Annotated in this window: 23 protein-coding genes; 8 read left to right on the forward strand and 15 right to left on the reverse strand. The window is 69.7% G+C overall.

What is annotated here, in order from left to right:
* Positions 1-5 precede the first annotated feature (5 nt).
* Complete coding sequence (gene dapE, locus DYZ02_RS02680; protein WP_115684877.1) at positions 6-1,115, reverse strand: succinyl-diaminopimelate desuccinylase; 1,110 nt, start codon at positions 1,113-1,115, stop codon at positions 6-8.
* Between the two features lie 43 nt (positions 1,116-1,158).
* On the opposite strand from dapE, the gene DYZ02_RS02685 reads away from it, so the two are divergent.
* The 4 genes from DYZ02_RS02685 to dapD all read left to right on the forward strand — a co-directional run bounded on the left by DYZ02_RS02685 (position 1,159) and on the right by dapD (position 5,965).
* The gene (locus DYZ02_RS02685) at positions 1,159-2,094 is read left to right on the forward strand and encodes a 2,3,4,5-tetrahydropyridine-2,6-dicarboxylate N-succinyltransferase (RefSeq protein WP_115684878.1); all 936 of its coding nucleotides are present in this window, start codon (positions 1,159-1,161) and stop codon (positions 2,092-2,094) included.
* Positions 2,095-2,169: 75 nt separating this feature from the next.
* Entirely contained in the window at positions 2,170-3,591 is a 1,422-nt protein-coding gene (locus DYZ02_RS02690; protein ID WP_115684879.1) for an amino acid permease, read from the forward strand.
* Positions 3,588-4,994, forward strand: coding sequence for an amino acid permease (locus tag DYZ02_RS02695; protein WP_115684880.1), 1,407 nt, complete (start codon positions 3,588-3,590; stop codon positions 4,992-4,994). The genes DYZ02_RS02690 and DYZ02_RS02695 overlap by 4 nt, the downstream gene beginning before the upstream one ends.
* A 5-nt stretch (positions 4,995-4,999) precedes the next feature.
* The gene (gene dapD, locus DYZ02_RS02700; protein WP_115684881.1) at positions 5,000-5,965 is read left to right on the forward strand and encodes a 2,3,4,5-tetrahydropyridine-2,6-dicarboxylate N-succinyltransferase; all 966 of its coding nucleotides are present in this window, start codon (positions 5,000-5,002) and stop codon (positions 5,963-5,965) included.
* Between the two features lie 16 nt (positions 5,966-5,981).
* Here dapD and DYZ02_RS02705 read toward each other — a convergent pair whose 3' ends face one another.
* From DYZ02_RS02705 to typA, 7 genes are all read right to left on the reverse strand, one after another.
* Positions 5,982-6,539, reverse strand: coding sequence for a GtrA family protein (locus DYZ02_RS02705; protein WP_115684882.1), 558 nt, complete (start codon positions 6,537-6,539; stop codon positions 5,982-5,984).
* Between the two features lie 79 nt (positions 6,540-6,618).
* Entirely contained in the window at positions 6,619-7,716 is a 1,098-nt protein-coding gene (dapC, locus tag DYZ02_RS02710; protein ID WP_115686339.1) for a succinyldiaminopimelate transaminase, read from the reverse strand.
* A 91-nt stretch (positions 7,717-7,807) separates the two neighbouring features.
* Entirely contained in the window at positions 7,808-8,131 is a 324-nt protein-coding gene (gene fdxA / locus DYZ02_RS02715) for a ferredoxin (RefSeq protein WP_115686340.1), read from the reverse strand.
* 13 nt (positions 8,132-8,144) lie between these two features.
* The gene (locus DYZ02_RS02720) at positions 8,145-8,522 is read right to left on the reverse strand and encodes a hypothetical protein (RefSeq protein ID WP_115684883.1); all 378 of its coding nucleotides are present in this window, start codon (positions 8,520-8,522) and stop codon (positions 8,145-8,147) included.
* The gene (gene mshB, locus DYZ02_RS02725; protein ID WP_115684884.1) at positions 8,519-9,364 is read right to left on the reverse strand and encodes an N-acetyl-1-D-myo-inositol-2-amino-2-deoxy-alpha-D-glucopyranoside deacetylase; all 846 of its coding nucleotides are present in this window, start codon (positions 9,362-9,364) and stop codon (positions 8,519-8,521) included. The genes DYZ02_RS02720 and mshB overlap by 4 nt, the downstream gene beginning before the upstream one ends.
* Positions 9,365-9,392: 28 nt before the next feature.
* Positions 9,393-11,030 carry an ABC transporter family substrate-binding protein gene (locus tag DYZ02_RS02730; protein WP_115684885.1) on the reverse strand — a complete coding sequence of 546 codons (1,638 nt, stop codon included), beginning with the start codon at positions 11,028-11,030 and terminating at the stop codon, positions 9,393-9,395.
* 11 nt (positions 11,031-11,041) lie between these two features.
* The gene (gene typA / locus DYZ02_RS02735; protein ID WP_115684886.1) at positions 11,042-12,958 is read right to left on the reverse strand and encodes a translational GTPase TypA; all 1,917 of its coding nucleotides are present in this window, start codon (positions 12,956-12,958) and stop codon (positions 11,042-11,044) included.
* 189 nt (positions 12,959-13,147) lie between these two features.
* Here typA and DYZ02_RS02740 point away from each other — a divergent pair, with 189 nt between their 5' ends.
* The 3 genes from DYZ02_RS02740 to DYZ02_RS02750 are packed head-to-tail and all read left to right on the forward strand — an operon-like array spanning position 13,148 to position 14,799.
* Positions 13,148-13,828: an Rv1157c family protein gene (locus tag DYZ02_RS02740; RefSeq protein ID WP_115684887.1), complete on the forward strand. Its 681-nt coding sequence runs from the start codon at positions 13,148-13,150 to the stop codon at positions 13,826-13,828.
* Positions 13,829-13,830: 2 nt separating this feature from the next.
* Positions 13,831-14,367 (forward strand): ribonuclease FAU-1 family protein, encoded by a 537-nt coding sequence (locus DYZ02_RS02745; protein WP_115684888.1) that lies wholly within the window; start codon positions 13,831-13,833, stop codon positions 14,365-14,367.
* 9 nt (positions 14,368-14,376) lie between these two features.
* Positions 14,377-14,799, forward strand: coding sequence for a DUF2871 domain-containing protein (locus DYZ02_RS02750; protein ID WP_115684889.1), 423 nt, complete (start codon positions 14,377-14,379; stop codon positions 14,797-14,799).
* Positions 14,800-14,806: 7 nt separating this feature from the next.
* Here the strand turns inward: DYZ02_RS02750 and DYZ02_RS02755 are convergent, their stop codons facing one another.
* Genes DYZ02_RS02755 through DYZ02_RS02770 form a run of 4 tightly spaced genes read right to left on the reverse strand, consistent with a single transcriptional unit; the run spans position 14,807 to position 17,974 of the window.
* Positions 14,807-15,283, reverse strand: coding sequence for a nucleoside/nucleotide kinase family protein (locus DYZ02_RS02755; RefSeq protein WP_115684890.1), 477 nt, complete (start codon positions 15,281-15,283; stop codon positions 14,807-14,809).
* Complete coding sequence (locus DYZ02_RS02760) at positions 15,284-16,036, reverse strand: energy-coupling factor transporter transmembrane component T family protein (protein ID WP_115684891.1); 753 nt, start codon at positions 16,034-16,036, stop codon at positions 15,284-15,286.
* Positions 16,033-17,352, reverse strand: a complete 1,320-nt coding sequence (locus DYZ02_RS02765; RefSeq protein ID WP_115684892.1) for an ABC transporter ATP-binding protein — start codon at positions 17,350-17,352, stop codon at positions 16,033-16,035. The genes DYZ02_RS02760 and DYZ02_RS02765 overlap by 4 nt, the downstream gene beginning before the upstream one ends.
* A gap of 4 nt (positions 17,353-17,356) precedes the next feature.
* Positions 17,357-17,974: an ECF transporter S component gene (locus tag DYZ02_RS02770; RefSeq protein ID WP_115684893.1), complete on the reverse strand. Its 618-nt coding sequence runs from the start codon at positions 17,972-17,974 to the stop codon at positions 17,357-17,359.
* Positions 17,975-18,289: 315 nt separating this feature from the next.
* Between DYZ02_RS02770 and DYZ02_RS02775 the strand changes: the two genes are divergently transcribed.
* Positions 18,290-19,504 carry an HNH endonuclease signature motif containing protein gene (locus DYZ02_RS02775; RefSeq protein ID WP_147291469.1) on the forward strand — a complete coding sequence of 405 codons (1,215 nt, stop codon included), beginning with the start codon at positions 18,290-18,292 and terminating at the stop codon, positions 19,502-19,504.
* Positions 19,505-19,549: 45 nt separating this feature from the next.
* On the opposite strand, the gene DYZ02_RS02780 is transcribed toward DYZ02_RS02775, so the two are convergent.
* From DYZ02_RS02780 to DYZ02_RS02790, 3 genes are read right to left on the reverse strand one after another with little or no spacing between them, the layout of a single operon-like run.
* Complete coding sequence (locus DYZ02_RS02780; RefSeq protein ID WP_425450996.1) at positions 19,550-21,265, reverse strand: dipeptide ABC transporter ATP-binding protein; 1,716 nt, start codon at positions 21,263-21,265, stop codon at positions 19,550-19,552.
* A gap of 11 nt (positions 21,266-21,276) precedes the next feature.
* On the reverse strand, positions 21,277-22,242 hold the full coding sequence (locus tag DYZ02_RS02785) for an ABC transporter permease (protein WP_115684896.1): 966 nt from the start codon (positions 22,240-22,242) through the stop codon (positions 21,277-21,279).
* Complete coding sequence (locus tag DYZ02_RS02790) at positions 22,235-23,161, reverse strand: ABC transporter permease (protein ID WP_115684897.1); 927 nt, start codon at positions 23,159-23,161, stop codon at positions 22,235-22,237. The genes DYZ02_RS02785 and DYZ02_RS02790 overlap by 8 nt, the downstream gene beginning before the upstream one ends.
* Between the last annotated feature and the right edge of the window lie 93 nt (positions 23,162-23,254).

The raw sequence follows: 23,254 nt of genomic DNA on the forward strand, positions 1-23,254 counted from the left end.
AAGTCCTACTGCTCAGCCGCCAGGTAGGCGTCCAGGATCCTCCTCACGGTGCGGATCTGGTCCACCGGGCACTGCTCGTCCTTCTTGTGGGCGAAGCCGGGGTCCCCGGGCCCGAAGTTGACGGCCGGAATGCCCAGCGTAGAGAAGCGGGCCACATCCGTCCATCCGAACTTGGCGCGGAACTGCCCGCCGACCGCCTCGACCAGCCCGGCGGCCACCGGGTTGTCCAGCCCGGGCAGGGCGGCCGGGGCGACGTCGTCCCAGACGAGCTCGAGGCCGTCCTCGAGCGCGAGGGCGTCGACGAGGTGGCGCTTCGCCTCCTCGACGGAGCGGTCCGGGGCGTAGCGGAAATTGATGGTCAGGCGGGCCTCGTCCGGGATGGTGTTCGTGGCCACGAATCCCTCCATCCCCACCACGTTGAGACCCTCGCGGTACTCGCAGCCGGCGATGGTCACCGTGCGGGGCTCGTAGGCGGCGACGCGGCCGAGCACCCCGGCAAGGCGGTGGGCGGCGTTGTCGCCCAGCCAGCTGCGCGCCGAGTGCGCCCGGGTGCCGTGGGCGTCCACGAAGACGCGGATCGAGCCCTGGCAGCCGGCCTCGATGACGGCGCCCGAGGGCTCGCCGAGTAGCGCGATGTCACCGGCCAGCAGCTCGGGGCGGTCGCGCTCGAGGTGGTAGAGGCCGTTGTATTCCGTGGCCACCTCCTCGCCTTCGTAGGCGATGAAGGTGAGGTCGAAGGCGCAGTCCCCGGACGTCGCGAAGCGCGCGAAGGCCCCGAGGTAGCAGGCGAGGCCCGACTTCATGTCCACCGAGCCGCAGCCGTGCAGGGTGTCGCCCTCGAGCCGGTGCGGGGTGTTGTCGGCCAGGGGTACGGTGTCGATGTGCCCCGCGAGCACCACGCGCTTCGGCTTGCCGAGGTGCGTGCGCGCGACCACGGTGTTGCCGGTGCGGATGAGCTCTATGCCCCCGATGCCGGCGAGGGCGGCGTGGATGGCGTCGGCGATGGCCTCCTCGTGGTGGGAGGGCGACTCGATGTCGATGAGCGCGGCGGTCAGGTCGACGGGGTCGGCGAAGAGGTCCAGCGAATCGTGTTGGGTGTTGTTCGGGGTAGTCACGGCCACAATCCTAGCCGCCGCCGCGCGCCGTTATGATGGCAGCATGGCGCAGTTGAGGACGGTAGGAGCACGCGCGACCGGCATCGCGAACATCGCATCCGACGGCACGGTCCTGGACACCTGGTACCCCTCCCCCGCCCTGCTCAACGACGCCGATTCGCTTGTCGACGGCACCGAGCGCGTCTCCGCCCGCGAGCTGTCGGACCGGTTCCTCAGCATCGTCGGGATGGACCGCGACCGCCTGGTTGAGCTGGTGCCGGTGCGCACCACGATCGCGGACCTGTCCCAGCCCCCGCGCGACGCCCACGACGTTTACCTGCGCCTGCACCTGCTGTCCCACCGCCTGGTGCGGCCGCTGGAGCTGAACCTCCACGACTGCCTCACCCACCTGGTCCCGGTGGTGTGGACGAACAAGGGCCCGTGCCTGCCGGACAACTTCGAGTTCATCCGGGCGAACCTGCGCTCGCGCGGGCAGATCCACGTCTACGGAATCGAGCGCCTGCCGCGCATGGTGGACTACGTCGTGCCCTCGGGTGTGTCCATCGCCGAGGCGGAGCGCGTGCGGCTGGGCGCCTACCTCGCCCCCGGCACCTCGGTGCTGCGGGAGGGCTACGTCTCCTGGAACGCCGGGGCGCTCGGCCCGGCGCGCATCGAGGGGCGGCTGTCCTCGGCGGTGACGATCGGCGAGGGCACGGATCTCGGCCTGTCGGCGACGCTCATCGCCGGGCGCGACACCGGCCGCAACCGCGCGCCGATGCGCGTGGGCCGCGAGTGCCGCCTCCACCCGTCAGCGGGTGTGATCGGGGTGGACCTCGGGGACCGCTGCGAGATCGGGATCAACGTGATGCTCGAGCCGGACACCGCCGTGTTCGACTCACGATCCGGAAACGTAGTCCCGGCACATGAGATCGCAGGTCAGAGCGACATCTCCGTGGCCAACGAGCCCCACTCTGCCTGCCCGGTGCTGCGCCCGCGCTAAACCCGCAGGCTGCCGCGGGCAATTCATCTCCCGACCTATGCCCCGCGGCCGCGCAGCGGTGTTTAAAGTAAAGCCATGTCTCACACCGCTGAACCCATTTCCCCGCCGGAACCGGGCCTGCGCCGGGAGCTCAAGACGCGCCACCTGACAATGATGGGCCTCGGCTCCGCCATCGGCGCGGGGCTCTTCCTTGGCACGGGCGTCGGCATCGAGGCCGCGGGCCCCGCCGTGGTGCTGGCCTACCTCGTGGCCGGCGCCATCACCGTCTGCGTCATGCAGATGCTCGCCGAGATGGTCGCGGCGCGCCCCTCCTCCGGCACCTTCTCCACCTACGCCGAGCAGGCCTTCGGCCCGTGGGCGGGCTTCGCGGTGGGCTGGCTCTACTGGTTCATGATGGTGATGATCATGGCGGTCGAGATCACCGGTGCCTCCGCCATCATCGCGGGCTGGCTGGGCGTGAGCCCCTGGATCCCGGCGCTGGCCGCCATCCTCGTGTTCACGGCCATCAACTTCGCCGCGGTGCGCAACTACGGCGAGTTCGAGTTCTGGTTCGCCCTGATCAAGGTCGCGGTGATCGTCGGCTTCCTCGTGCTCGGGGTCCTGCTCTGGCTCGGCCTGCTGCCGGGCACGGACTTCGTGGGGCTGCGCAACGTCGCCGAGGTCGGCTTCATGCCCAACGGCTGGGGCGGCGTCGCCACCGCCCTGCTGGCCGTGGCCTTCGCTTTCGGCGGCATCGAGATGGTCACCATCGCCGCCGCCGAGTCGGAGGAGCCGGAGACGGCGGTGCACTCCGCGATCCGCTCGATCATCTGGCGCATCGGCGTCTTCTACATCGGGTCGGTGGTCCTCATCGCGCTGCTTCTGCCTTACGACGCCATCGGCGGCGCCAAGGACGCCTCCGAGTCCCCGTTCACGGCCGTGCTGCGCCTGGCCAACGTCCCCGGCGCCGTGGGCATCATGGAGGCCGTGATCGTGGTGGCGCTGCTCTCGGCGTGCAACACGCAGATCTACGGCACCTCCCGCTTCCTGCACAACCTCGCCGAGCGCGGCGACGCCCCCGCCTACTTCCGCGCCACCGACTCCCGCGGCGTGCCGCTGCGCGGGGTGGTCGTCTCCGTCTTCTTCGGCTTCGTCGCCGTGGCCCTGCAGTACTGGAACCCGCCCGGGCTGCTCGCCTTCCTGCTCAACGCGGTGGGCGGCTGCCTCATCGTCATCTGGTTCGTCATCGCGTTCTCCTTCCTGCGGCTGCACCCGCAGATGGAGGCCGCGGGCGAGCTGACCCACGTGCGCATGTGGGCCCCCGGCGTGCTGCCGTGGGCGACCGTGGCGCTGGCTGCGCTGATCGTCGCGCTGATGGCCACCACGCCGGACGGCCGCTTCCAGATCCTCGCCGTCGCCGTCGTCGTGGGCGTGATCACCGCCGCGGGCGTCATCTACACCTCCACCCCCACCTTCCGGCGCAACGCTGCCGAAGCCACCGAAAGGAACATCCGATGAGTTCATCCACGTCCAGCCCGGCCGCGCCCGGGCAGTCCGCCCTCGGCACGGGGCTGAAGTCCCGCCACCTCACCCTCATGGGCCTCGGCATGGCCGTGGGCGCGGGCCTCTTCCTCGGCGTCGGGGTGGGCATCCGGGCCGCCGGCCCGGCCATCCTGGTCGCCTACGTCATCGCCGGCCTGGTCGTCATCTCGGTGATGCGCATGCTGGGCGAGATGGCGGCCGCCCGGCCGTCGTCAGGCTCCTTTGCCACCTACGGTCGCCAGGCCTTCGGCCGCTGGGCGGGCTTCTTGCTCGGCTGGCTGTACTGGTTCCTCCTCATCATGGTCGGTGGCGCGGAGATCACCGGCGCCTCGGCGATCATGGCCGGCTGGTTCGGGGTGCCGCAGTGGGTCCCGGCGCTGGTCACGGTGGTCTTCTTCGCCGTGGTCAACCTCGCCCAGGTGAAGGGCTTCGGTGAGTTCGAGTACTGGTTCGCCATGATCAAGATCGTGGTCATCGTCGGCTTTCTCATCATCGGCGCGGCCCTGTGGCTGGGGCTGCTGCCGGGCACGGACTTCGTCGGCTTCGACAACGTGCGCTCCTCCGGCTTCGCCCCGAACGGGATCACCGGCATCGCGGCAGGCCTTTTGGCCGTGGCCTTCGCATTCGGCGGCATCGAGGTGGTCACCATCGCGGCGGCGGAGTCGGCCGACCCCGCCCAGGCTGTGAAGAACGCGGTCAACTCGATCATCTGGCGCATCGCGCTGTTCTACATCGGCTCGGTGATCATCATCATCCTGCTGCTGCCGTACAGCAGCATCGACGGCGCCGACTCCGCGGCGGACTCCCCCTTCACTCAGGTGCTCGGCATGGCCAACATCCCGGGCGCGGCCGGCTTCATGGAGGCCGTGATCGTCCTCGCGCTGCTGTCGGCGTTCAACGCCCAGATCTACGGCACCTCCCGCATGGCCTTCCAGCTCGCCCGCGAGGGCGACGCGCCGCGCTGGCTCGGCGTGACCAACGGCAACGGGGTGCCCACCAACGCCGTCATCCTCTCGGTCATCTTCGCCTTCGCGGCGGTGGGTCTGCAGATGTGGAACCCGCCGGGGCTGCTGGACTTCCTCATGAATGCCGTCGGCGGCTGCCTCATCGTGACCTGGGTGATGATCACTCTCAGCTACATCAAGCTGCACCCGCAGATGCAGGCGCGCGGTGAGAACTCCGCGGTGCAGGTCCACGGCGACCGCTGGGTCCCGTGGGTCACGCTCGCGGCGCTCCTCGGGCTGACGCTTCTCATGCTTGCCGACGCCTCCACCCGCAGCCAGATCGTCTCCGTCCTCGTGGTCTCCGCGGTGCTCGTGGCGATCTCCTTCCTCACGCGCGGTAAGGCCCAATCCGGCGCGCAGGATGCTCTAAGCTAACGGGCATGACATCTGCGATCGCGCGTGGCATTGCCACGGTTACCCATGACGGTACTGTCCTCGACGTGTGGTTCCCGGCCCCGAAGCTCGGCGAGCCGGTCTCCCACAACGGCACGGAGCGCCTGGAGGAGGCGGACGCCCGCTTCGCCCACCTCGTCGGCCCCGACGAGGACCGCGGGGTCGCCCGCGTCGCCGTGGAGACCTCGATCGCGGACCTCTCCGCCCCCGCCATCGACGCCTACGACGTCTACCTCCGCCTCCACCTCCTCTCCCACCGCCTGATCCAGCCGCACGGCGCGAACATGGAGGGCGTTTTCGGCCTGCTGGCCAACGTGGTGTGGACGAACTACGGCCCCTGCGCCGTCGCGGACTTCCAGATGACGCGCGGCCGCCTGGCCGCGAAGGGCCCGGTCGTGGTCTACTCCGTGGACAAGTTCCCCCGCATGGTCGACTACGTCGTCCCCTCCGGCGTGCGCATCGGCGACGCCGACCGCATCCGCCTCGGCGCCCACCTCGCGGAGGGCACGACGGTGATGCACGAGGGCTTCGTCAACTTCAACGCCGGCACCCTCGGCGCCTCCATGGTCGAGGGCCGCATCTCCGCGGGCGTGACGGTGGGCGACGGCACCGACATCGGCGGCGGCGCCTCCATCATGGGCACCCTGTCCGGCGGGGGTAAGGAGACCATCACGCTCGGCGAGCGCTGCCTGCTCGGCGCGAACGCCGGCGTGGGCATTTCGCTTGGCGACGACTGCATCGTCGAGGCCGGCCTCTACGTCACCGCGGGCACCAAGGTCGTGCTCAGCGCGGAGGCTGCCGCCGCCCTGGGCGCCGAGGCCGGCGCCGAGGTCAAGGCGCTGGAACTGTCGGGCAAGAACGGCCTGCAGTTCCGCCGCAACTCCCTGAGCGGCGCTGTCGAGGTCGTCCCCGCGAAGGGCATCGAGCTCAACGAGGCCCTCCACAAGAACTAGGGCGCGGCGCGCCCCTCTACCCCACCGTCTCGAGGGGCGCGATCTTCGGCCTGCCGAAAGCCCAGAACTTGTTGATGATGAAGTTCACCGGCATCGCGATGAGTGTGGCCAGCGCCTGCGCCCAGTAGGACTTGGTACGCAGGCCGCTGGAGTCGTCGAAAATGTCGCTCGGCAGGGCGATCGGCGAGGTGGGGTTCATGAACAGCGTGAGGAAGACCAGCGAGACCACGAAGGCCACCACGCCGGTTGCCAGGAAGGGCAGGAACCCGCGCAGCCAGGACTTCTTCGGGATGCGGCGGAAGGTCCACGACCTGTTGAGCTGGTAGTTCCACACGTTGGCCACGACGAAGGCCACCGTGGACAGGACGTGGTACCAGCGCACGTTCCACTGGGTGCCCAGAAGGTTGATGAAGACGTCAGACTCGTGGGTGGAAAAGCCGTTCTCGAGCAGCTTCTTCGTCAGGTAGAACACGATGAGGTTGACCGCCACTCCGGAGCCGCCCACGACGCCGAACTTGAAAAACTCCCTCAGTCCCGTGGCGAAGCGGACGGCGAACGAGCCGCTGGGGTCCATCTCAATTCCTTCCCGTGGAGGCGGGCACACACTAACCCGCTCATCCTAGTCCGCGGGGGCGGGAGAACCCCAAACGCCGCTACGCGCCGAGGCGCGCCGCCGCGGCGGAGATTCGCTCGTCTGTGGCGGTCAGGCCGATGCGCACGTGGCGGGCCCCGGCGGGGCCGTAGAAGTCGCCCGGGGCGGCGAGGATCCCGCGCTCGGCGAGCCAGTCCAGGCTCTCGCGGGCGTCGGCGCCCTCGCGGCGCGCCCAGAGGTAGAGGCCGGCCTCCGAGTCGTCGACGGTGAAGCCCGCCGCGAGCAGCGCCTTGAGCAGGACCGCGCGGCGGTTGGCGTAGGTGAGGCGCTGGAGCTCCTCGTGGGTGTCGTCGGAGAGCGCAGCGACCATCGCGTGCTGGATCGGGCCCGGCACCATCAGCCCGGCGTGCTTGCGCACCAGCAGCAGCTCCTGGATGAGCGCCTCGTCGCCGGCGAGGTAGCCGGCGCGGTAGGAGGCCATGTTCGAGGTCTTCGACAGCGAGTGGATGGCCAGCAGGCCGGTGTTGTCCCCGCCGCTGACCCGGGGGTCGAGCAGGGAGACCGGCTCGGCGGACCAGCCCAGGCCCATGTAGCACTCGTCGGAGGCGATGATCGCCCCCGTCTCGCGGGAGAACTCGACCCAGCGGCGCATCTCATCGACGCCGCGCACCCGCCCCGTCGGGTTCGACGGCGAGTTGACGAAGACGAGCGACGCGCCCTCGACGGGCTCGTCGGAGCGAACGACCTCGCAGCCCGCGATGAGCGCGCCGACCTCGTAGGTGGGGTAGGCCACCTCGGGGATGACCACGATGGCGCCCGTCCCGCTCAGGCCGAGCGTGGTGGGCAGCCAGGCGATGGCCTCCTTGGTCCCCACGACCGGCAGGACGGAGGCGCGGTTCAGGCCGGCGGCGTTGTAGCGGCGGGTGAGCGCGGCGGCAATGGCGTCGCGAAGCTCGGGCGTGCCCATCGTCTGCGGGTAGCCGGGCGCGGCAGCGTTTTCGGAGAGGGCGAGCTGGATCGCGGGGTCGACCGGGTCGACGGGGGTGCCGACGGAGAGGTCGATGATGCCGCCCGCGTGCGCCGCCGCCTTCGCCTTGACGTCGGCGATGGTGTCCCACGGGAAGTCGGGCAGCCTGCTGCCCAGCGGAGTGCGGTCAATCATCGGTTCTGCGCCCTTCCCCGAGACCGCCGCGGCGGCTCGGCTCTCGTCTTCTCCCCTATTTCGCCTGTTTTCCCTGTTACGGGTTCCACTAGTCCTGGTTCTGCGGCGGCAGGGCAGCGACGAAGGGGTGGTCGAAGTCCTGCGGCCCGGTCTTGGCGGCGCCGCCCGGGGAACCGAGCTCGTCGAAGAAACCGACGTTGACGTCGTAGTACTCGCTCCACTCGTCGGGGGTGTCATCCTCGTAGAAGATGGCCTCGACGGGGCAGGCGGGCTCGCAGGCGCCGCAGTCGACGCACTCGTCGGGGTGGATGTAGAGCATGCGCTTGCCCTCGTAGATGCAGTCGACGGGGCACTCTTCTACGCAGCTGCGATCCATTATGTCCACGCATGGCTGGGCAATCACGTAAGTCATGCCCGCCATTATGTCACTTGCGCTGGGCCAGGGGCCAAACGCCTCCGGCTACGCCGGCGAGCAGGAGCGCCACGGTGAGGACGTTCGCGGGCGCCAGCATCGCGCCCGCCGCGGGCACGGTGAACATGAGGACGAAAAGGCAGGCCAGCCACACCGCGAGGGGGATGAGGGCGACAGCCGGGTTCGCCGTCCACAGCCGCGCGGTGCGGGTAAGCACTGAATTAAATAGCGCGGCGATCACCACCGACGCGGGGAAGGGCACGCCGAAAACCGTCGCGTTGAGGTAAACCACCTCGAGCAGCACGGAGACCGCGGCGCCGACGCTGAGCCAGACGAGGCCGCCGACGGCCTCCGCGCGGCTGAAGTCGTCGCGGACGACGGGCTCGCTCACTTCGCGATCCCCTCGAGCAGGCCCCCGCCGGCGCGCAGCGGCGCCCCGGCCCCGCTGCGGTAGTGCTCGCGGCGGGTGATCACCTGGGTGATGAGGTTCGACAGGGCGTAGGTGGTCAGCCCCTCCGGCCCCGCCGCCTCGCCGATGGTGATCTGGGTGGCGTGGGCGCGCATGGCCTCGACCTTGGCGCGGTAGGTCTCTTCGCCCAGCTCGACCCACGTCTCGGTCCCGTCGACGGCGTCGAGCTCGCCCGGGGCGGGCAGCCGCCACCCGTCCGGCGCCTGCGCGGGCAGACCTCCTTCGAGCTCGGAGCGCAGCCGGGCGGCCCACACCAGCCGGGGCACGCCGGTGCGCTCGGCGGCGGCGTGCGCGACCTCGTGGGCACGGATGTGATCGGGGTGGCCGTACCCCCCGTTGGGGTCGTAGGTGATCACGAGGTGGGGGCGCTCAGCTTCGAGGATCTCCGCAAGCTTGTCGACGCCCCCCTCGCCGCAGTTCACGAACGCCCGCGGGTTCCGGCTCGCCGCCGAGCCGGCCATCCCGCTGTCGCGGTAGTGCCCCGCCCCGCCGAGGAAGGTCCCGCGCACGCCGAGCGCGGCGAGCGCGCGGGCGAGCTCGCCGATGCGGTAGCCGCCGAGCTGGTCGGCCTCGTCGGCGATGAGCTGGGCGTACGTCTCCCCGATGACCTCGCCCTCCTCGCCCAGGGTGCAGGTGACCACGAGCACGTCCGCGCCGCGACGCGCGAGGTCGGCGAGCGCCCCGCCCGTGGAGATGGACTCGTCGTCGGGGTGGGCGTGGACGGCTACGACGCGGTAGCCGGCGAGGTCGCGGGTGGGGGTCATGGGGTGTCCTCCTGCTTCGGGTCGGGTCTCAGGGCTGCGGCGCGGCGGGCGCGAGCCGCCAGGGGGGGGCCGTGGCCAGCCCGTCGGGCCAGGCGGCCAGGTCCGCGTCCGGGCCAACGATACCGCCGGTGAGCGCGAGGACGCGCTTCTCCCCCAGCAGCGGGACCCACACGGCGGCGCGCTCGAGGGCGTCGTCGACCTGCGCCGCGGCCGCGGCGGCGGGCACCCGCCCGGTGAGGATGTCCTCGGCCAGCTGCTCGGTCTCCGGGGTGCACAGCCCGGAGAGGTTGCCCGCCCGGTAAGCGGCGGGCTGGCAGTACAGCCGGCCGGCGAGGTTGGCGGCGGAGCCGGTGTCCGTGCGCCAGCCGACGACGGCGTCGAGGTCCCCGGCGGGCAGGGCCTCGGCGGCCATGCGGCGCACGTCCGTGGAGACGACCTGGGCGGCCACGCCGCGCGCGGCGAGCAGGTCGGCCATCGAGCGCGCGGCGGCGGCCGCCGCCGGGTCGGCCGGGTCGGCGCCGACGCGCAGGGGGCGGTTGTCGCGCACGAGGGCGGGCAGGACGACCGGCTCCGCCTCGCTGACCGGGGTGTGGGCGGCGACGGTGACGTCGGCGCTGCGTCCGGCGGCGATCCGGGCGAGGAGGGGGACGTCGAGAAGCGAGCGCAGCTCCTGCCTGGCCTCGGGAGCGGACAGCAGCGGCGAGGTGGCGGACAGGGTCACCCCAAGCGTCCGCGGCGCGTCGGCGAGGCGAGTCTGCGCCCCGGGCACCAGGGAGAACACGGTCCCGGTCGTCTCGGCCGGGGTGGTGTCGGCGAAGACGATCTGGCCGGAGCGCAGCTGGTCGGCGACCTGGGTCGTGCCGCCCGCGCTGGTGAGGGTGAGGATGTCGATCTTCGCGGGGTCCGCGCCCCAGAAGCGGTCGTTGCGGTTGAGCGTCAGCGTGCCGCGGCCCCGGTCGACGTTGGCCACCGTGTAGCGGCCGGCGGAGGCCGGGATGGTGTCGCGCAGCGCCCCGGCGAAGTCGGAGGCATCGGCGGCGAGGACGTGCGAGGGCAGGAGGAAGTCGAACAGGGAGCGCCAGTCGTCCACGGGTGCGGAGAAGTCGACGTCGACGGTCTTGCCGAACTCCCCCGAGATGCGGATCTGGGAGATGGCGCGGTAACCGGCGGGGTCGACGACCCCCGGGGTGGTGGACATGCCCCGCCAGAGGTACGCGAAGTCGCGCCCGGTGATGGGGGTCCCGTCGGACCACTGGGCCTCGTCCGCGATGACGTAGCGCACGGTCATCGCCACGCCCGGCCCCGGCGTCGACGGCAGCACGGTCGCCGCCTCGAGGACGTCGGGGTTGCGCGCGCCGTCGACGAAGGCGCTGGGCAGAACGAGTTTGGCCACGGAGCGCACCACCTCGCTCTCATCGGCCACGAGGTGCGGGTTCAGCCCGTTGCGCAGCGGGTCCACCGCCACCTGCACCTGGGTGCGGGAGGCGGGCCCGGTCGCGGTGGTGGTCGCGGAGGTGGTGGCGCTTGTCGACGCCTCACGCTCCTGCTCCACCAACGGCGGCGGGCCCGGGTTGGCGGCGCAGGCGGTAAGCAGGCAGGCGGCAGAGGCGACCGCGCCCAGCCGGGCCCGGTTGTGGGCCCCGCTTCGGTTCCGGAGGGGTTTCATCCCCCGGAATCCTACTTGTTCATCTGCTTCGCGCGGGAACGGGCGCGGCCGCGCTCGGTGGAGTTGAGGATGATCTTGCGCACGCGCATCGCCTCGGGGGCGACCTCGACGCACTCGTCCTCGTCGCAGAACTCGATGGCCTCGTCGAGCGAGAGGGTGCGGGCCTTGGAGAGGGTCACCGTGGTGTCCGCGGAGGCGGCACGCATGTTGGTGAGCTTCTTCTCCTTGGTGATGTTGATGTCCATGTCCTCGTCACGCGAGTTCGCGCCCACGACCATGCCCTCGTAGGTCTCGGCACCCGGCTCGACGAAGAACTCGCCGCGGTCCGCCAGCTGCTGCAGAGCGTACGCGGTGACCTGGCCGGAGCGGTCGGCGACGAGGGAGCCGGTCGGGCGGCCCTTGATCTCGCCGGCCCACGGGCGGTGCTCGATGGAGTAGGAGTTGGCGATGCCCGCGCCGCGCGTCTCCGTGAGGAAGGTCGTGCGGAAGCCGATCAGGCCACGGGAGGGCACGTCGAACTCCATGCGCACCCAGTCGCCGGAGCCGGTGTTGCTCATCGCGGTCATCTGGCCCTTGCGGTTGGCCAGCAGCTGGGTCACCGCGCCCTGGTACTCGGAGGGGACGTCGATGACCATGTGGTCGTAGGGCTCGTAGGTCTTGCCGTCGACCTCCTTGGTCACCACCTGCGGCTTGCCCACGGTCAGCTCGAAGCCCTCGCGGCGCATCGTCTCGATGAGCACCGTCAGGGCCATCTCGCCGCGGCCCTGGACCTCCCAGGCGTCCGGGCGGTCGGTCGGCAGCACCTTGATGGACACGTTGCCGATGAGCTCCTGGTCGAGGCGCGCCTTGATCATGCGGGCGGTGAGCTTGTCGCCGCCGTTGCGCCCCGCCATCGGGGAGGTATTCACGCCGATGGTCATGGAGATCGCCGGGTCGTCGACGGTGATGCGCGGCAGCGCCTCGACGTGGTCGACGTTGGCGAGGGTGTCACCGATCATGATCTCGTCGATGCCGGAGACGGCGGCGATGTCGCCCGCGACGACCTCGCCGGTCGCCGGAACGCGGTCGAGGCCCTCGGTGACGAGGAGCTCGGCGATCTTGACGTTCTTGACGTGCTGCTCGCCCTCGGAGTCGTAGTGCACCCAGGCGACGGTGTCGCCCTTCTTCACGGTGCCGCGGTAGACGCGGATGAGCGCGATGCGGCCGAGGAAGGAGGAGGAGTCCAGGTTGGTCACCTGCGCCTGGAAGGGGGCGTCCAGGTCGGCGGAGGGCTCGGGGAGGACATCGTAGATGACGTCGAAAAGCGGCTGCAGGTTCTCGTTGTCCGGCAGCTCGCCGTTGCCCGGGTTCTCCAGCGACGCGCGGCCGGCGCGGCCGGAGGTGTAGAGCACCGGCAGCTCGAGGAGGTTCTCGGCGGCCTCGGCGGCCTCCGGGTCCTCCAGGCCGGCGCCGAGCTCGAGGAGGAGGTCCTGGGCCTCCTCGACGACCTCGTCGATGCGGGCGTCGGGGCGGTCGGTCTTGTTCACGCAGATGATGACGGGCTTCTTCGCCTCGAGCGCCTTGCCCAGCACGAAGCGGGTCTGGGGCAGCGGGCCCTCGGAGGCGTCGATGAGCAGGACGACACCGTCGACCATGGACAGGCCGCGCTCGACCTCGCCGCCGAAGTCGGCGTGGCCCGGGGTGTCGATGACGTTGATGACGAGGTCGCGGCCGTCCTTGCCCTGGCCCGCGCGGCGGATCGCCGTGTTCTTGGCCAGGATGGTGATGCCTCGCTCGGATTCGAGCTCACCGGAGTCCATGACGCGGTCGCCGTGCTCGCCGTGGTCGCTGAACACGCCGGACTGCTCCAGCATGGCGTTGACGAGGGTGGTCTTGCCGTGGTCGACGTGCGCCACGATGGCGACGTTGCGGAATTCAGGATGCGACACTGACTCGGTGCTCCTTTAAGGAATAGGTGTAAAGAACGGTTAAACCCTACCCCCTGGACCGCCCAAACGCACTGTTGCAGCCGATAGTTTTCCCGCATCCCACTTGACGCACAGCCTCGAGTGACTATCGTGACAAGAGTTACTCAAGTTAACTACTGCTCATTGTTTTCCCCACGTAAGGATGCCGCCGTGCCCCACCACGCCGCGCGCCGCCCGGCCCGCCTCGCCGCGCTGGCGGCCACGCTCGCCGTCGCCCTCGCGGGCCCCGCCGCGCACGCACAGTCGAGCCTGCCGCAGTCAGGCGCGCTGCTCGACCCGCTCGGCAGGCCCACACCGGAGGTGGTCAGGGCGGTCCACGACTTCGCCGCCCAACCCTTCGTTCCGCCGCAGGTCGCCGACGCGCTGCGCAGCGCCGTGGACTTCTTCGCCGGGGAGGGAGAAACGGGCGGCCCCGCGCTTCCCGAGGACGCCCCCGCCTTCGCCCAGTTCCTCTGGCCGACGGTCTCCCCCAACTGCATCGGGCCCGGGCTGCACTCCACCGCCTCCGCCATCGCGGTGCCCGGCCCGGCGACGATCCCCGCGCCCGGCACACCCGCGGGCCACGCCACTTTCGTCTTCACCGCGCTGGGCACGCCGGCCGCGGCCGAGGAGCAGGGCGGAATGAACGTGTACTGGGTCAACGTGAGCAACGGCAGGACCGGTGTAACGCCTTTAGGTAACAATCGGATAAACCCGACAGGACCGGCAACATTGTCCGGGACTGCGGACACCGGCCCCGGCCACGTCCTCGCCGTCACAGGCGGGACGCTCCGCACGACCGACAACGCCTGCCTGTTCGCCCCGACCGCCGCTAGTTTCAACGTGAGGTAATCATGAGCGCTGACCTTCACCCCGTGAAGCAGGAGACTTTTGACACGACGTCGAACACCAACACCGACCCGAAGGGCTACCTCCGGGAGGTGGACACCTTCAAGGTGACCGACTTCGGCCTCTACATGGCCCGGGGCGCGAACCACCCCAAGTTCGGCTACCTCGAGAGCTGGCTCCTGCCCGACCTCGGCCTGCGCGCCAACATCTTCCACTTCCGCGAGGGCGTTGAGGAGGAGCAGGACTTCTACTTCGATGTCGCCGACATCGACGTCGAGGGCGACGTGTGGCGCACCCGCGACCTCTACGTCGACCTCGTCTCCCTGACAGGCAACCCCATCGACGTGCTCGACATCGACGAGCTCGCCGCCGCCACCTCCGCGGGGCTCATCACAGCCGAGGAGGCGGAGAAGGCTATCGACGTCACCCTGACCGCCGTCGAGGGCATCACCCGCCACGACGATGACGCCATGGAGTGGCTGCGCACCCTCGGCATCGAGCTGATCTGGGCAGAAGAAGTCGAGCTCGCCCCCGCGGGCTAGGGTGTAGACATACGTAAATTATTCACGGCAGCAGCCGTCTACGTTGTCCTGGGCCTGGCCGCGGGCCTGTTCTACCGGTCGTTCACCGTCGCGACGGATCACTTCGAGCCGACGCAGCTGAACACCCTGCACACGCACCTTCTGGTCCTGGGCACGTTCTTCTTCCTCATCTCCCTGGCCCTGGACAAGGTCTTGGGCTTCTCCCGCCAGGAGGGCTTCATGGGCTGGTTCATCGCCCACAACGTGGGCATCGTCTGGACCACCGGCTTCATGATGGCCAACGGCATCGTCCACACCCTCTCCGGCCCGGAGGCCTGGTCGGAGATGTGGGCCGGCATGGCGGGCCTGGGCCACATCATCCTCACCGTCACCTTCGCCTGGTTCTTCATCCTGCTGAACAAGGCAATGAAGCAGACCGAGGCGGACGCCTGATCTCGCTTTAACCGCGCATGAGGGTGACGGTGACATCGGCGTCGGCCCCCGCCCCGAGCCGGGCCTCCTGCGCCGCCCACATGTCCCAGTAGGGCGCGAAGCCGGGGTCGCGCGCCAGCGCGCGCCGCTTGCGCACCCCGGCGGGTGCGACCACCCGGATCGCCACGACCGAACCGCGGGCCCGCGCCGCGCGCAGCGACGCCCCAGTGAGCGCCCCCACCCCCTCCACGATGAGGTCCGCGGCCGGGTCGAGCGCCACCCACTCCCCGTGCCGGTCGTGTTTCCAGTCCCAGCGCCAGTACCCGGGATCGCGGGGGCGCAGCACGTCCTCGGCGACCATCCGGGCGCCCTCGGCAAGACCGCCCCAGCCGGGATAGAAGTCGTCGAGGTGGACCACCCCCATCCCGAGCGCGCGTCCCATGAGATTCGCGAGCGTTGTCTTGCCGGCGCCGGAGGGGCCGTCGATAAGCACTGTGAAACTCATTCAGCGCACGCTCCACAGCGGGCGGAGGTTGCCGGTGTACCAGGCCACGCCGAGCGCGATCGCGGCCCCGAGGACGGCGGCGGCCATGACCGCCCAGTCGAGGCGGTGCAGGCGGGAGGTGCGCGCGTGGCTGCGCCGCGGGTACCTACCGAAGCCGCGGGCCTCCATCGCGGTGGCGAGCTTGCCGGCGCGGCGCAGGCTCATGACCAGCAGGCCGAAGGCCAGGGAGAACCAGTAGCGCACGCGCCCCGTGTCCGCGATGCCGCGGGCGCGGCGGGAGCGGCGCATGGCGTCGAGGTCGTCGCGAAGCAGCGTGAGCATGCGAAACGCGGCGACGGTGCCGATGACGAAGCGCTCGGGCAGGCGCAGCACCTGGGACAGCCCGTCGCCGAGGTCGGTCGGGTCGACGTCCGCGGAGAGAACCACAACGGGCAGGGCGACGGCGAGCACGCGCAGGATCATCGCGCCGGCGAGGCTCAGCGAGAGCTCGCTGACCTGCACGAGCCCCCAGTCCAGGTAGACCTCTCCCCCGCTTTGCCCGTAGAGGGCCATCGGAATGCCCGAGATCGGCGCGACGATAAGAAGCGGCCAGGAGCGGCGCAGCAGGCGTCGCCAGCCGACGCCGAAGAGCGGCCCGGCGGCGAGCGTGAGCGCGATCGCCACAGCGGCCGAGACCCAGTCCAGGGAGATCATGAGCGGCGTGGTGAACAGCGCCAGCGCGAGGATGCGGGTGACTGGGTTGATGCTGCTCACGCGAGTTCCTCCCTGTGGTCGCCGAGGGCGGCAATGAATGCCTCGTCGTGGGTGATGGAGGCGACGGTGACGCCGTCGTCGGTGAGCTCGCGGATGAGGCCGACGAGCTCGACGAAGGTGCGGTCGTCCTGCCCGAAGGTCGGCTCATCGAGGAACACGAGCCGCGGGGCGTTGGCCAGGGCGGTGGCCACCGACAGCCGCCGCTTCTCCCCTCCCGAGAGGGTGAAGGGGTTCGCGGAACGCAGGTGCTCGAGCCGCAGCCGCGCCAGCAGCTTGTCGACGCGCCCGGCCGGCGCCCCGGAAAGCTCCATCTCAGCCTGCACCGTGCCGGTGACGAACTGGTGCTCCGGGTCCTGGAAGACGTAGCCGATGCGCTGCGCCAGGTCCCGTGACGTCCACTCGATGGGCAGCCCTTTCAGGCCCCGGCGAACGCTCGTGGAATACGCCGCCTCCCCTTTTCTGGTCGGGCTGAGCCCCGCCAGGGCGAGCGCGAGAGTGGTCTTGCCCGTGCCGTTGGCGCCGGTGATCACGGTGGAGTACCCCTCCGGCAGCGCGACGCTGCGGGGCGGGCCCCACGTCGGAGTCAGGTCGCGGGTTTCCACGGCGAGCGGCGCGCCGGCGGGGACCTGTCGGGCGGGCGGCAGCTCGGGGGCGCCGGGCAGTTCGGACCCGGTGATGCGCTGCAGCCCGTCGGCGCTGAGCCGGTAGAATGAATCCACAAGGGCTGCCCAGGGGCGCGGCCTGTGCTCCACCACGATCAGGCTCGCGCCGGTGAAGCGGCAGACCCGGTCGACCGCAGCGATGATGTCCGCCCGCCCGGCGGGATCGAGGTTGGCGGTCGGCTCGTCGAGCACGATGATCGACGCCCCCATCGCGATCACCCCCGCCAGGGCGAGGCGCTGCTTCTGTCCGCCCGACAGGCGCGAGGTGTTGTGGTCGAGGGTAACGTCGAGGCCCACGGCGTCCAGGGCCTGCTCGACGCGGGGCCAGATCTCCGCGCGCGGAACTCCGAGGTTCTCAGCCCCGAAGGCGACGTCGTCGCCGACGCGGGTGAGGATGGTCTGCGCTTCCGGGTCCTGCATGACCATGCCGACGGTCCCGTCGACGGAGATCGTCCCCGTGTGGCGGCCCTCCTCCCCGTCGGAGGCCAGCCCCGCGATCACGGAGAGCAGGGTCGATTTGCCCGAGCCGGAATCGCCGGTGATGAGCACCCTCTCCCCCGCGGCGAGATCGAAATCGACTCCGGTGAAGGCGGGGGTGGCGCGGGTGGCGTGGTGGTAGCCGAGCCCGCGGGCGCGGACGACTGGGGTAGACACTGGATCAGGCGGTCTGGAAGCGCTCGCGGCCTGCGGCGAAGCGGTCCAGGGCACCGGTCTTCGCCAGCGCCTTGACCAGCCAGTAGCTCAGCACTCCCGCCAGGACGACGCCGGAGATTGCCATGCAGACGAGGTAGATCACGTTGAACGCCAGGCTCATGGCCAGGTTGCCCGAGGTGAACAGCTCCAGGATGAACGCGCCGACCGCCGACCCGATGCCCGCGAGGGCGGCGACGGTGAGCGAGAAGCGTCGGTAAGCGAATGCGAGGAAGACGAGCTCGGCGCCGAGGCCCTGGGCGAGGCCGGAATACAGCGTCTCGATGCCCCACTGGCTGCCGATCAGCGCCGAGACGCTCGCGGCGATGACCTCGACGAACACGGCCGCACCCGGCTTACGAATGATCAGACCGCCCAGCACGCCGCCGAGAAACCACACACCCGTGAACAGCCCGCCGAGTCCCGGCGTGAGCGCGTCGAACGCCTTGAATCCCGCGTAGCCCACGGTGTTCCACACCCAGAAAATCAGCCCGCAGGCCACACCCAGCACCGCGGCGGTGACGATGTCGATGACGCGCCACTGCAGCCTGCTTGTTTGCTTGCTTGTCGACGTCCCACTGCTCATTTGGTTCCTTCCTTCGCGCCGGCATTACCCGGATCAGGTTCGACGGTTCGCCGCGTGCGGCGTCTCAGCTCGTCTGGGGAGCACCCGTGTTGTCGTGTTGACACCGTAGCTTAGCAACCCGTCCGGACAGGACTCCGCACTGGAAAGGCGGGCGGGCAAGTCGAGGACCCGGACGTGGATCATCAGGCGGAGGCCAGGCCTCTCAATTCGAACATGTATTCGTATCTCCATGCGGCAAGTCCGGCCGGTTTGATACGAATATACGTGCTATGGACACAGCAACTCGGGAGGGCAAAAATGGAAGGTTTCTACACGGTGAATACGCCAGGCGACCCCGTCGCCGAAGCACTCACCTCACTCAGAAAAACTGAATACGAGGTCTTTTGCGCGAATCTTCCGCCGCTCGACGCTGACATCGACGAGGCCGTCGACGCGCTCGCGTCAATCTCCGGGCGGGGACTGTACGCCGTCCGATCGATCATCTTTTCCCTGTACCGGCTCGACGAGCTGCCGCGGTTGAAGAACCTGTACGAAACACTCTTCCACCTCGATTTCGTCAGGCTCGCCGCCATCGACCAGGCCCTGAATAAGCTGGGCCCCGACGTCTCACCCGACGTGCTCGATCGGATCGACGCAGGGCTCACCCGCTACCTCACGCCGCGCAAGCCCCGTCAGGTCCTGCCCACGGTGGCCAACTTGCGCCGCAAGCTCAACGCGCTGATCGCCGCCGAAGACCCCGACATCGATACCAGCCGGGAAAAACGCAGACCCCCGCCCGCGTACGGCGCCACCCTGCTCAGGGGCGGGCGCTGCCTCGTCCACGCCGAATACGACACCGCCGACGCCCTGCTCATCGACGCCGCCGTGAGCGCCGCGGCCCACCAGCACTCCATCAGCGCCGCCGAAGCCCTCAAGCTGCTCGTCACGGGAGCCGCACCGAGCCCGCGCGTCGTCCTGCACGTCTACAGGGCAGGCGACGCACCCGGCGCACCCGCATACCTCTCCGGCTTCGGATGGGTCGACGCCGCCACAGGCGAGGTGCTGGCCAGCGGCGCCGCCAGGACCATCGACCTCGACGAGCATTCGAACTCCGTCAGCCCCCATTACGCCACCCCCGAGACGATCAAACGAGTTGTGGAAGGTCGCGACGGAACCTGCCGCTACCCCCACTGCTCCAAGCCGGCGAACGCCTGCCAGAAGGACCACTGCCTCGACTACGCGGACGGCGGCCCCACCGCGGCATTCAACCTGCTCAGCCTCTGCCAACGCCACCACAACATCAAGACCGACGGCCGAGTGCGCTACATCCTCGACCCGGTCACCGACGACGTGGTGTGGCTGTTTGAGGACGGCCACTGGGAAATCACCGAAGCCACCGGACCCACCGCCGCGAAGAACCGCAGCTGGGCCCAAACCGTCTCCCAGGCGATGGAGTGCCGGCGCGCCGCCGCGCGCGGAGAAGCGCGGCGCGCGGACTCAACCGGCAACCCGGTGACGGTGCCGGTCGATCTAGAGGAGGTCCCCTTCTAGAACCGAAAGCCGACACCTGGGGGCCAGATCTGCCATGCGCCCGCTCTACCGCACCTCGATCCCGAGCTCCTCCCCCGTGCCCAGCTCGATGTTGAGCCCGGGCACCGAGTTGATCAGGTTTCGGGTGTATTCGTCGCACGGGTCGTCGAAAATCATGTCCGCCGGCCCCTGCTCGACCACCTGCCCCTGGCGCATGACCACGATGTCGTCGGCGGTCTGGCGCACCACGGCGAGGTCGTGGGTGATGAACAGGTAGGACAGGTTCATCTCCTCCTGCAGCTGGGTCAGCAGCTTCAGGATCTGGTTCTGCACGAGCACGTCGAGGGCGGAGACAGCCTCGTCGAGGACGATCACCTCGGGGTCGAGCGCCATGGCGCGGGCGATCGCGATGCGCTGGCGCTGCCCGCCGGACAGCTCGTTCGGGTAGCGGCGCATGGCCGAGCGCGGCATCTGCACCATGTCGAGCAGCTCCGCGACGCGCGCCTCCCGCTGCTTGCGGTTGCCCACCTTGTGCAGCGTCAGCGGCTCCTCGATGCAACGGTAGATCGAGTACATCGGGTCGAGCGAGCCGTAGGGGTTCTGGAAGACCACCTGCATCTTGCGGCGCATGTCGAACAGCTCCCGGCCCTTGAGCTGCGCCACGTCGCGGCCCTCGAAGAGGACGGAGCCGCTCGTCGGCTCGAGAAGGGAGAGCACCATGTTCGCCACGGTGGACTTGCCCGAGCCGGACTCTCCCACCAGCGCCAGGGTGGAGCCGCGGCGCAGGTCGAAGCTGACGTTGTCCACGGCTCGCAGGACCTTCTTGTCCCCGCGCTGGCCGCGCACGTCAAACTCCTTGACCAGGCTGTCCACGCTGACCACGACCTCGGTGCCGGTGTGCTCGCTGCCGAGCGCCTCGGCGGTCTCGAGGCCCTGCGCCTTCGCCGACTGGATACGCGCCGAGGCCAGCGAGGGCGCCGCCTTGACCAGACGCTGGGTGTAGGGGTGCTGCGGGTTGCGCAGGATCTTCAGGCTCGGCCCGCGCTCCACGATGCGCCCGCGGTGCATGACCACGAGATAGTCTGCGCGCTCGGCGGCGAGACCCAGATCGTGGGTGATGAACAGCAGGGCGGTGCCCAGGTCGCGGGTCAGCCCGTCGAGGTGGTCGAGGATCTTCTTCTGCACGGTCACGTCAAGCGCCGAGGTCGGCTCGTCCGCGATGAGCAGCTTCGGACGCGCCGCCAGGCCGATGGCGATCAGCGCGCGCTGGCGCATGCCGCCGGAGAACTCGTGGGGGTACTGCTTGGCGCGGCGCTCGGCGTCGGGAAGCCCTGCCTCCTCGAGCAGCTGAATGACACGCTCGTGGCGCTGCGAGCCCTCGACGACGTTGTTCGCGCGCAGGGACTCCTCTACCTGCGTGCCGATGCGCCACACCGGGTTGAGGTTGCTCATCGGGTCCTGCGGCACGAGCCCGATGCGGCTGCCGCGGATGCCCTGCCAGCCCCGCTCGTCGAGGTCGGTCAGCTCCCGCCCCTCGAGCTTGATTGAACCGCCCGTGACCTTGCCCGTGCCCGGCAGGAGCCCGAGGATGGACATGGCCGCGGTCGACTTGCCCGAGCCCGACTCGCCGACGATCGCGACCGACTGGCCGGGGTAGATCGTCAGGTCGAAGTCGCGCACAGCCTCGACGGTGCCGGTCGTGGATTCGAAGGTGATCTTGAGGTCCTCGATTTCGAGCAGCGGCTGCTCGCTTATCGACGCCCCACGTGCTGCACTGGTCATCGCTTCCTCACTCATCGTTTACGGGCCTTCGGGTCGAGGGCGTCGCGCACGGCGTCGCCCATCATGATGAAGCTCAGCACGGTCAGCGCCAGAGCAATAGCCGGGTAGAACAGCACCATCGGCTGCGTGCGCAGGGAGGCCTGCGCGGCCGAGATGTCCCCGCCCCAGGACACGACCGTCGACGGCAGGCCGATGCCCAGGAAGGACAGCGTGGCCTCCGCCACGATGAATGTGCCCAGCGCGACGGTGGCGTAGACGATGATAGGCGCCGCCGCATTTGGCATGATGTGCGAGCCGATGATGCGCAGGTCGGAGGCGCCCAGGGCGCGGGCGGCGGTGACGAACTCGTCGTTCTTGATCCCCAACACCGCGCCGCGGGTGATGCGGGCGATCTGTGTCCAGCCGAACATCGACAGGGCGAGCACCACCATCCACACGGAGCGCTGGTTCTGGAACACGGACATCACCACGATCGCGGCGAGCACGAGCGGAACGGCGAAGAAGATGTCGGTCAGGCGCGACAGGATGGTGTCCCACACCCCGCCGTAGAAACCGGCGATGGCGCCGACGATCGCACCGACGACGGTGACCAGCAGCGTGGTGAGCACGCCCACCGTCACCGAGGCGCGGGCGCCGTAGACGGTGCGCGCGTAGATGTCGCAGCCCTGCCGGTCGAAGCCGAAGGGGTGGCCCGGGGCGGGACCGTCCAGCGAATTGGACAGCTCGCAGGCGCGCGGGTCCACGCTGGTGAACAGCCCCGGGGCGATGGCGAGGGCGAGCGCGATGAAGATGAGCACGGCCGAGACCCAGAACAGGGGGCGGCGGCGCAGGTAGCGCCACGCCTCTCCCCACTGGCTGGAGGGTGCGGAGTCGTCCGCGACGGCGTCGACGGCGCCCAGGCCCGTCTCGTCCGTCTCCGCGATGAAGTAGTCCTGCCCGGGGCGCAGGGTGGCGTCGTCAAGCGTGGGCTTATGCATAGCGGATCCTTGGGTCGAGAACTGCGTAAAGGAGGTCGACGATCAGGTTGGCCACGATGTAGACGATGACCAGCACGGTGGTGAACGACACGACCGTGGCGGGCTCGCCCTTGATGATGGCCTGGTAGATCGTGCCGCCGACCCCGTTGATGCCGAAGATGCCCTCCGTGACAATGGCGCCGCCCATGAGCGCGCCGAGGTCGGCGCCGAGGAAGGTGACCACGGGGATGAGCGAGTTGCGCAGGACGTGGCGGCGCATCACCGTGCCGCCCGACAGGCCCTTGGCGCGGGCGGTGCGCACGTAGTCGGCGCGGAGGTTCTCGCTCACCGACTGCCTCGTCAGGCGGATGACGTAGGCGCAGGACAATGCGCCGAGCACGACGGCCGGCATGAGCAGCGCGACGAAGGTCTCGTTGCGGCCCACCGTCACCGGCAGAAGCCCCCACTTCACCCCGACGACGTACTGGAGCACGAAGCCGATGACGAAGGAGGGGATGGCGATGACGACGAGGGAGGCCACCAGGATGGTGGAGTCGAAGATGCCGCCGCGGCGCACGCCGGCGACGACGCCGAGGGCGATGCCGAAGATCGCCTCGAAGGCCAGCGCCATCACCGCCAGCTTCAGGGTGACCGGGAACGCGTTGGCCATCACCGAGGAGACGGGCTGGCCGGAGAAGGTGGTGCCGAAGTCGCCGACGAAAATGCCCTTGATGTAGAGCAGGTACTGGACGATGAAGGGCTTGTCGAGGTTGTACTCGGCCTCGATGCGTGCGCGCGCTGCCTCCGACAGGCCCCGGTCGCCGCCGAGCGCGGCGACGGGGTCGCCCGGCATGAGGAACACCAGCGCGTACAGAAGCAGCGTGGCGCCGAAAAACACCGGGATCATTTGGAGCAGCCGTCGCCCGATATAACGCAACATGCTGGTGGGCTCTCCTTTGTGGGAATACGGGTGGGTGTGGGAACGCCGAACACCCCGCTGGCGCGGCGCCAGAGGGGTGTGGGGGTCTAGCCG

It is taken from the genome of Corynebacterium senegalense (genome assembly GCF_900411315.1).
GTDB lineage: Bacteria > Actinomycetota > Actinomycetes > Mycobacteriales > Mycobacteriaceae > Corynebacterium > Corynebacterium senegalense.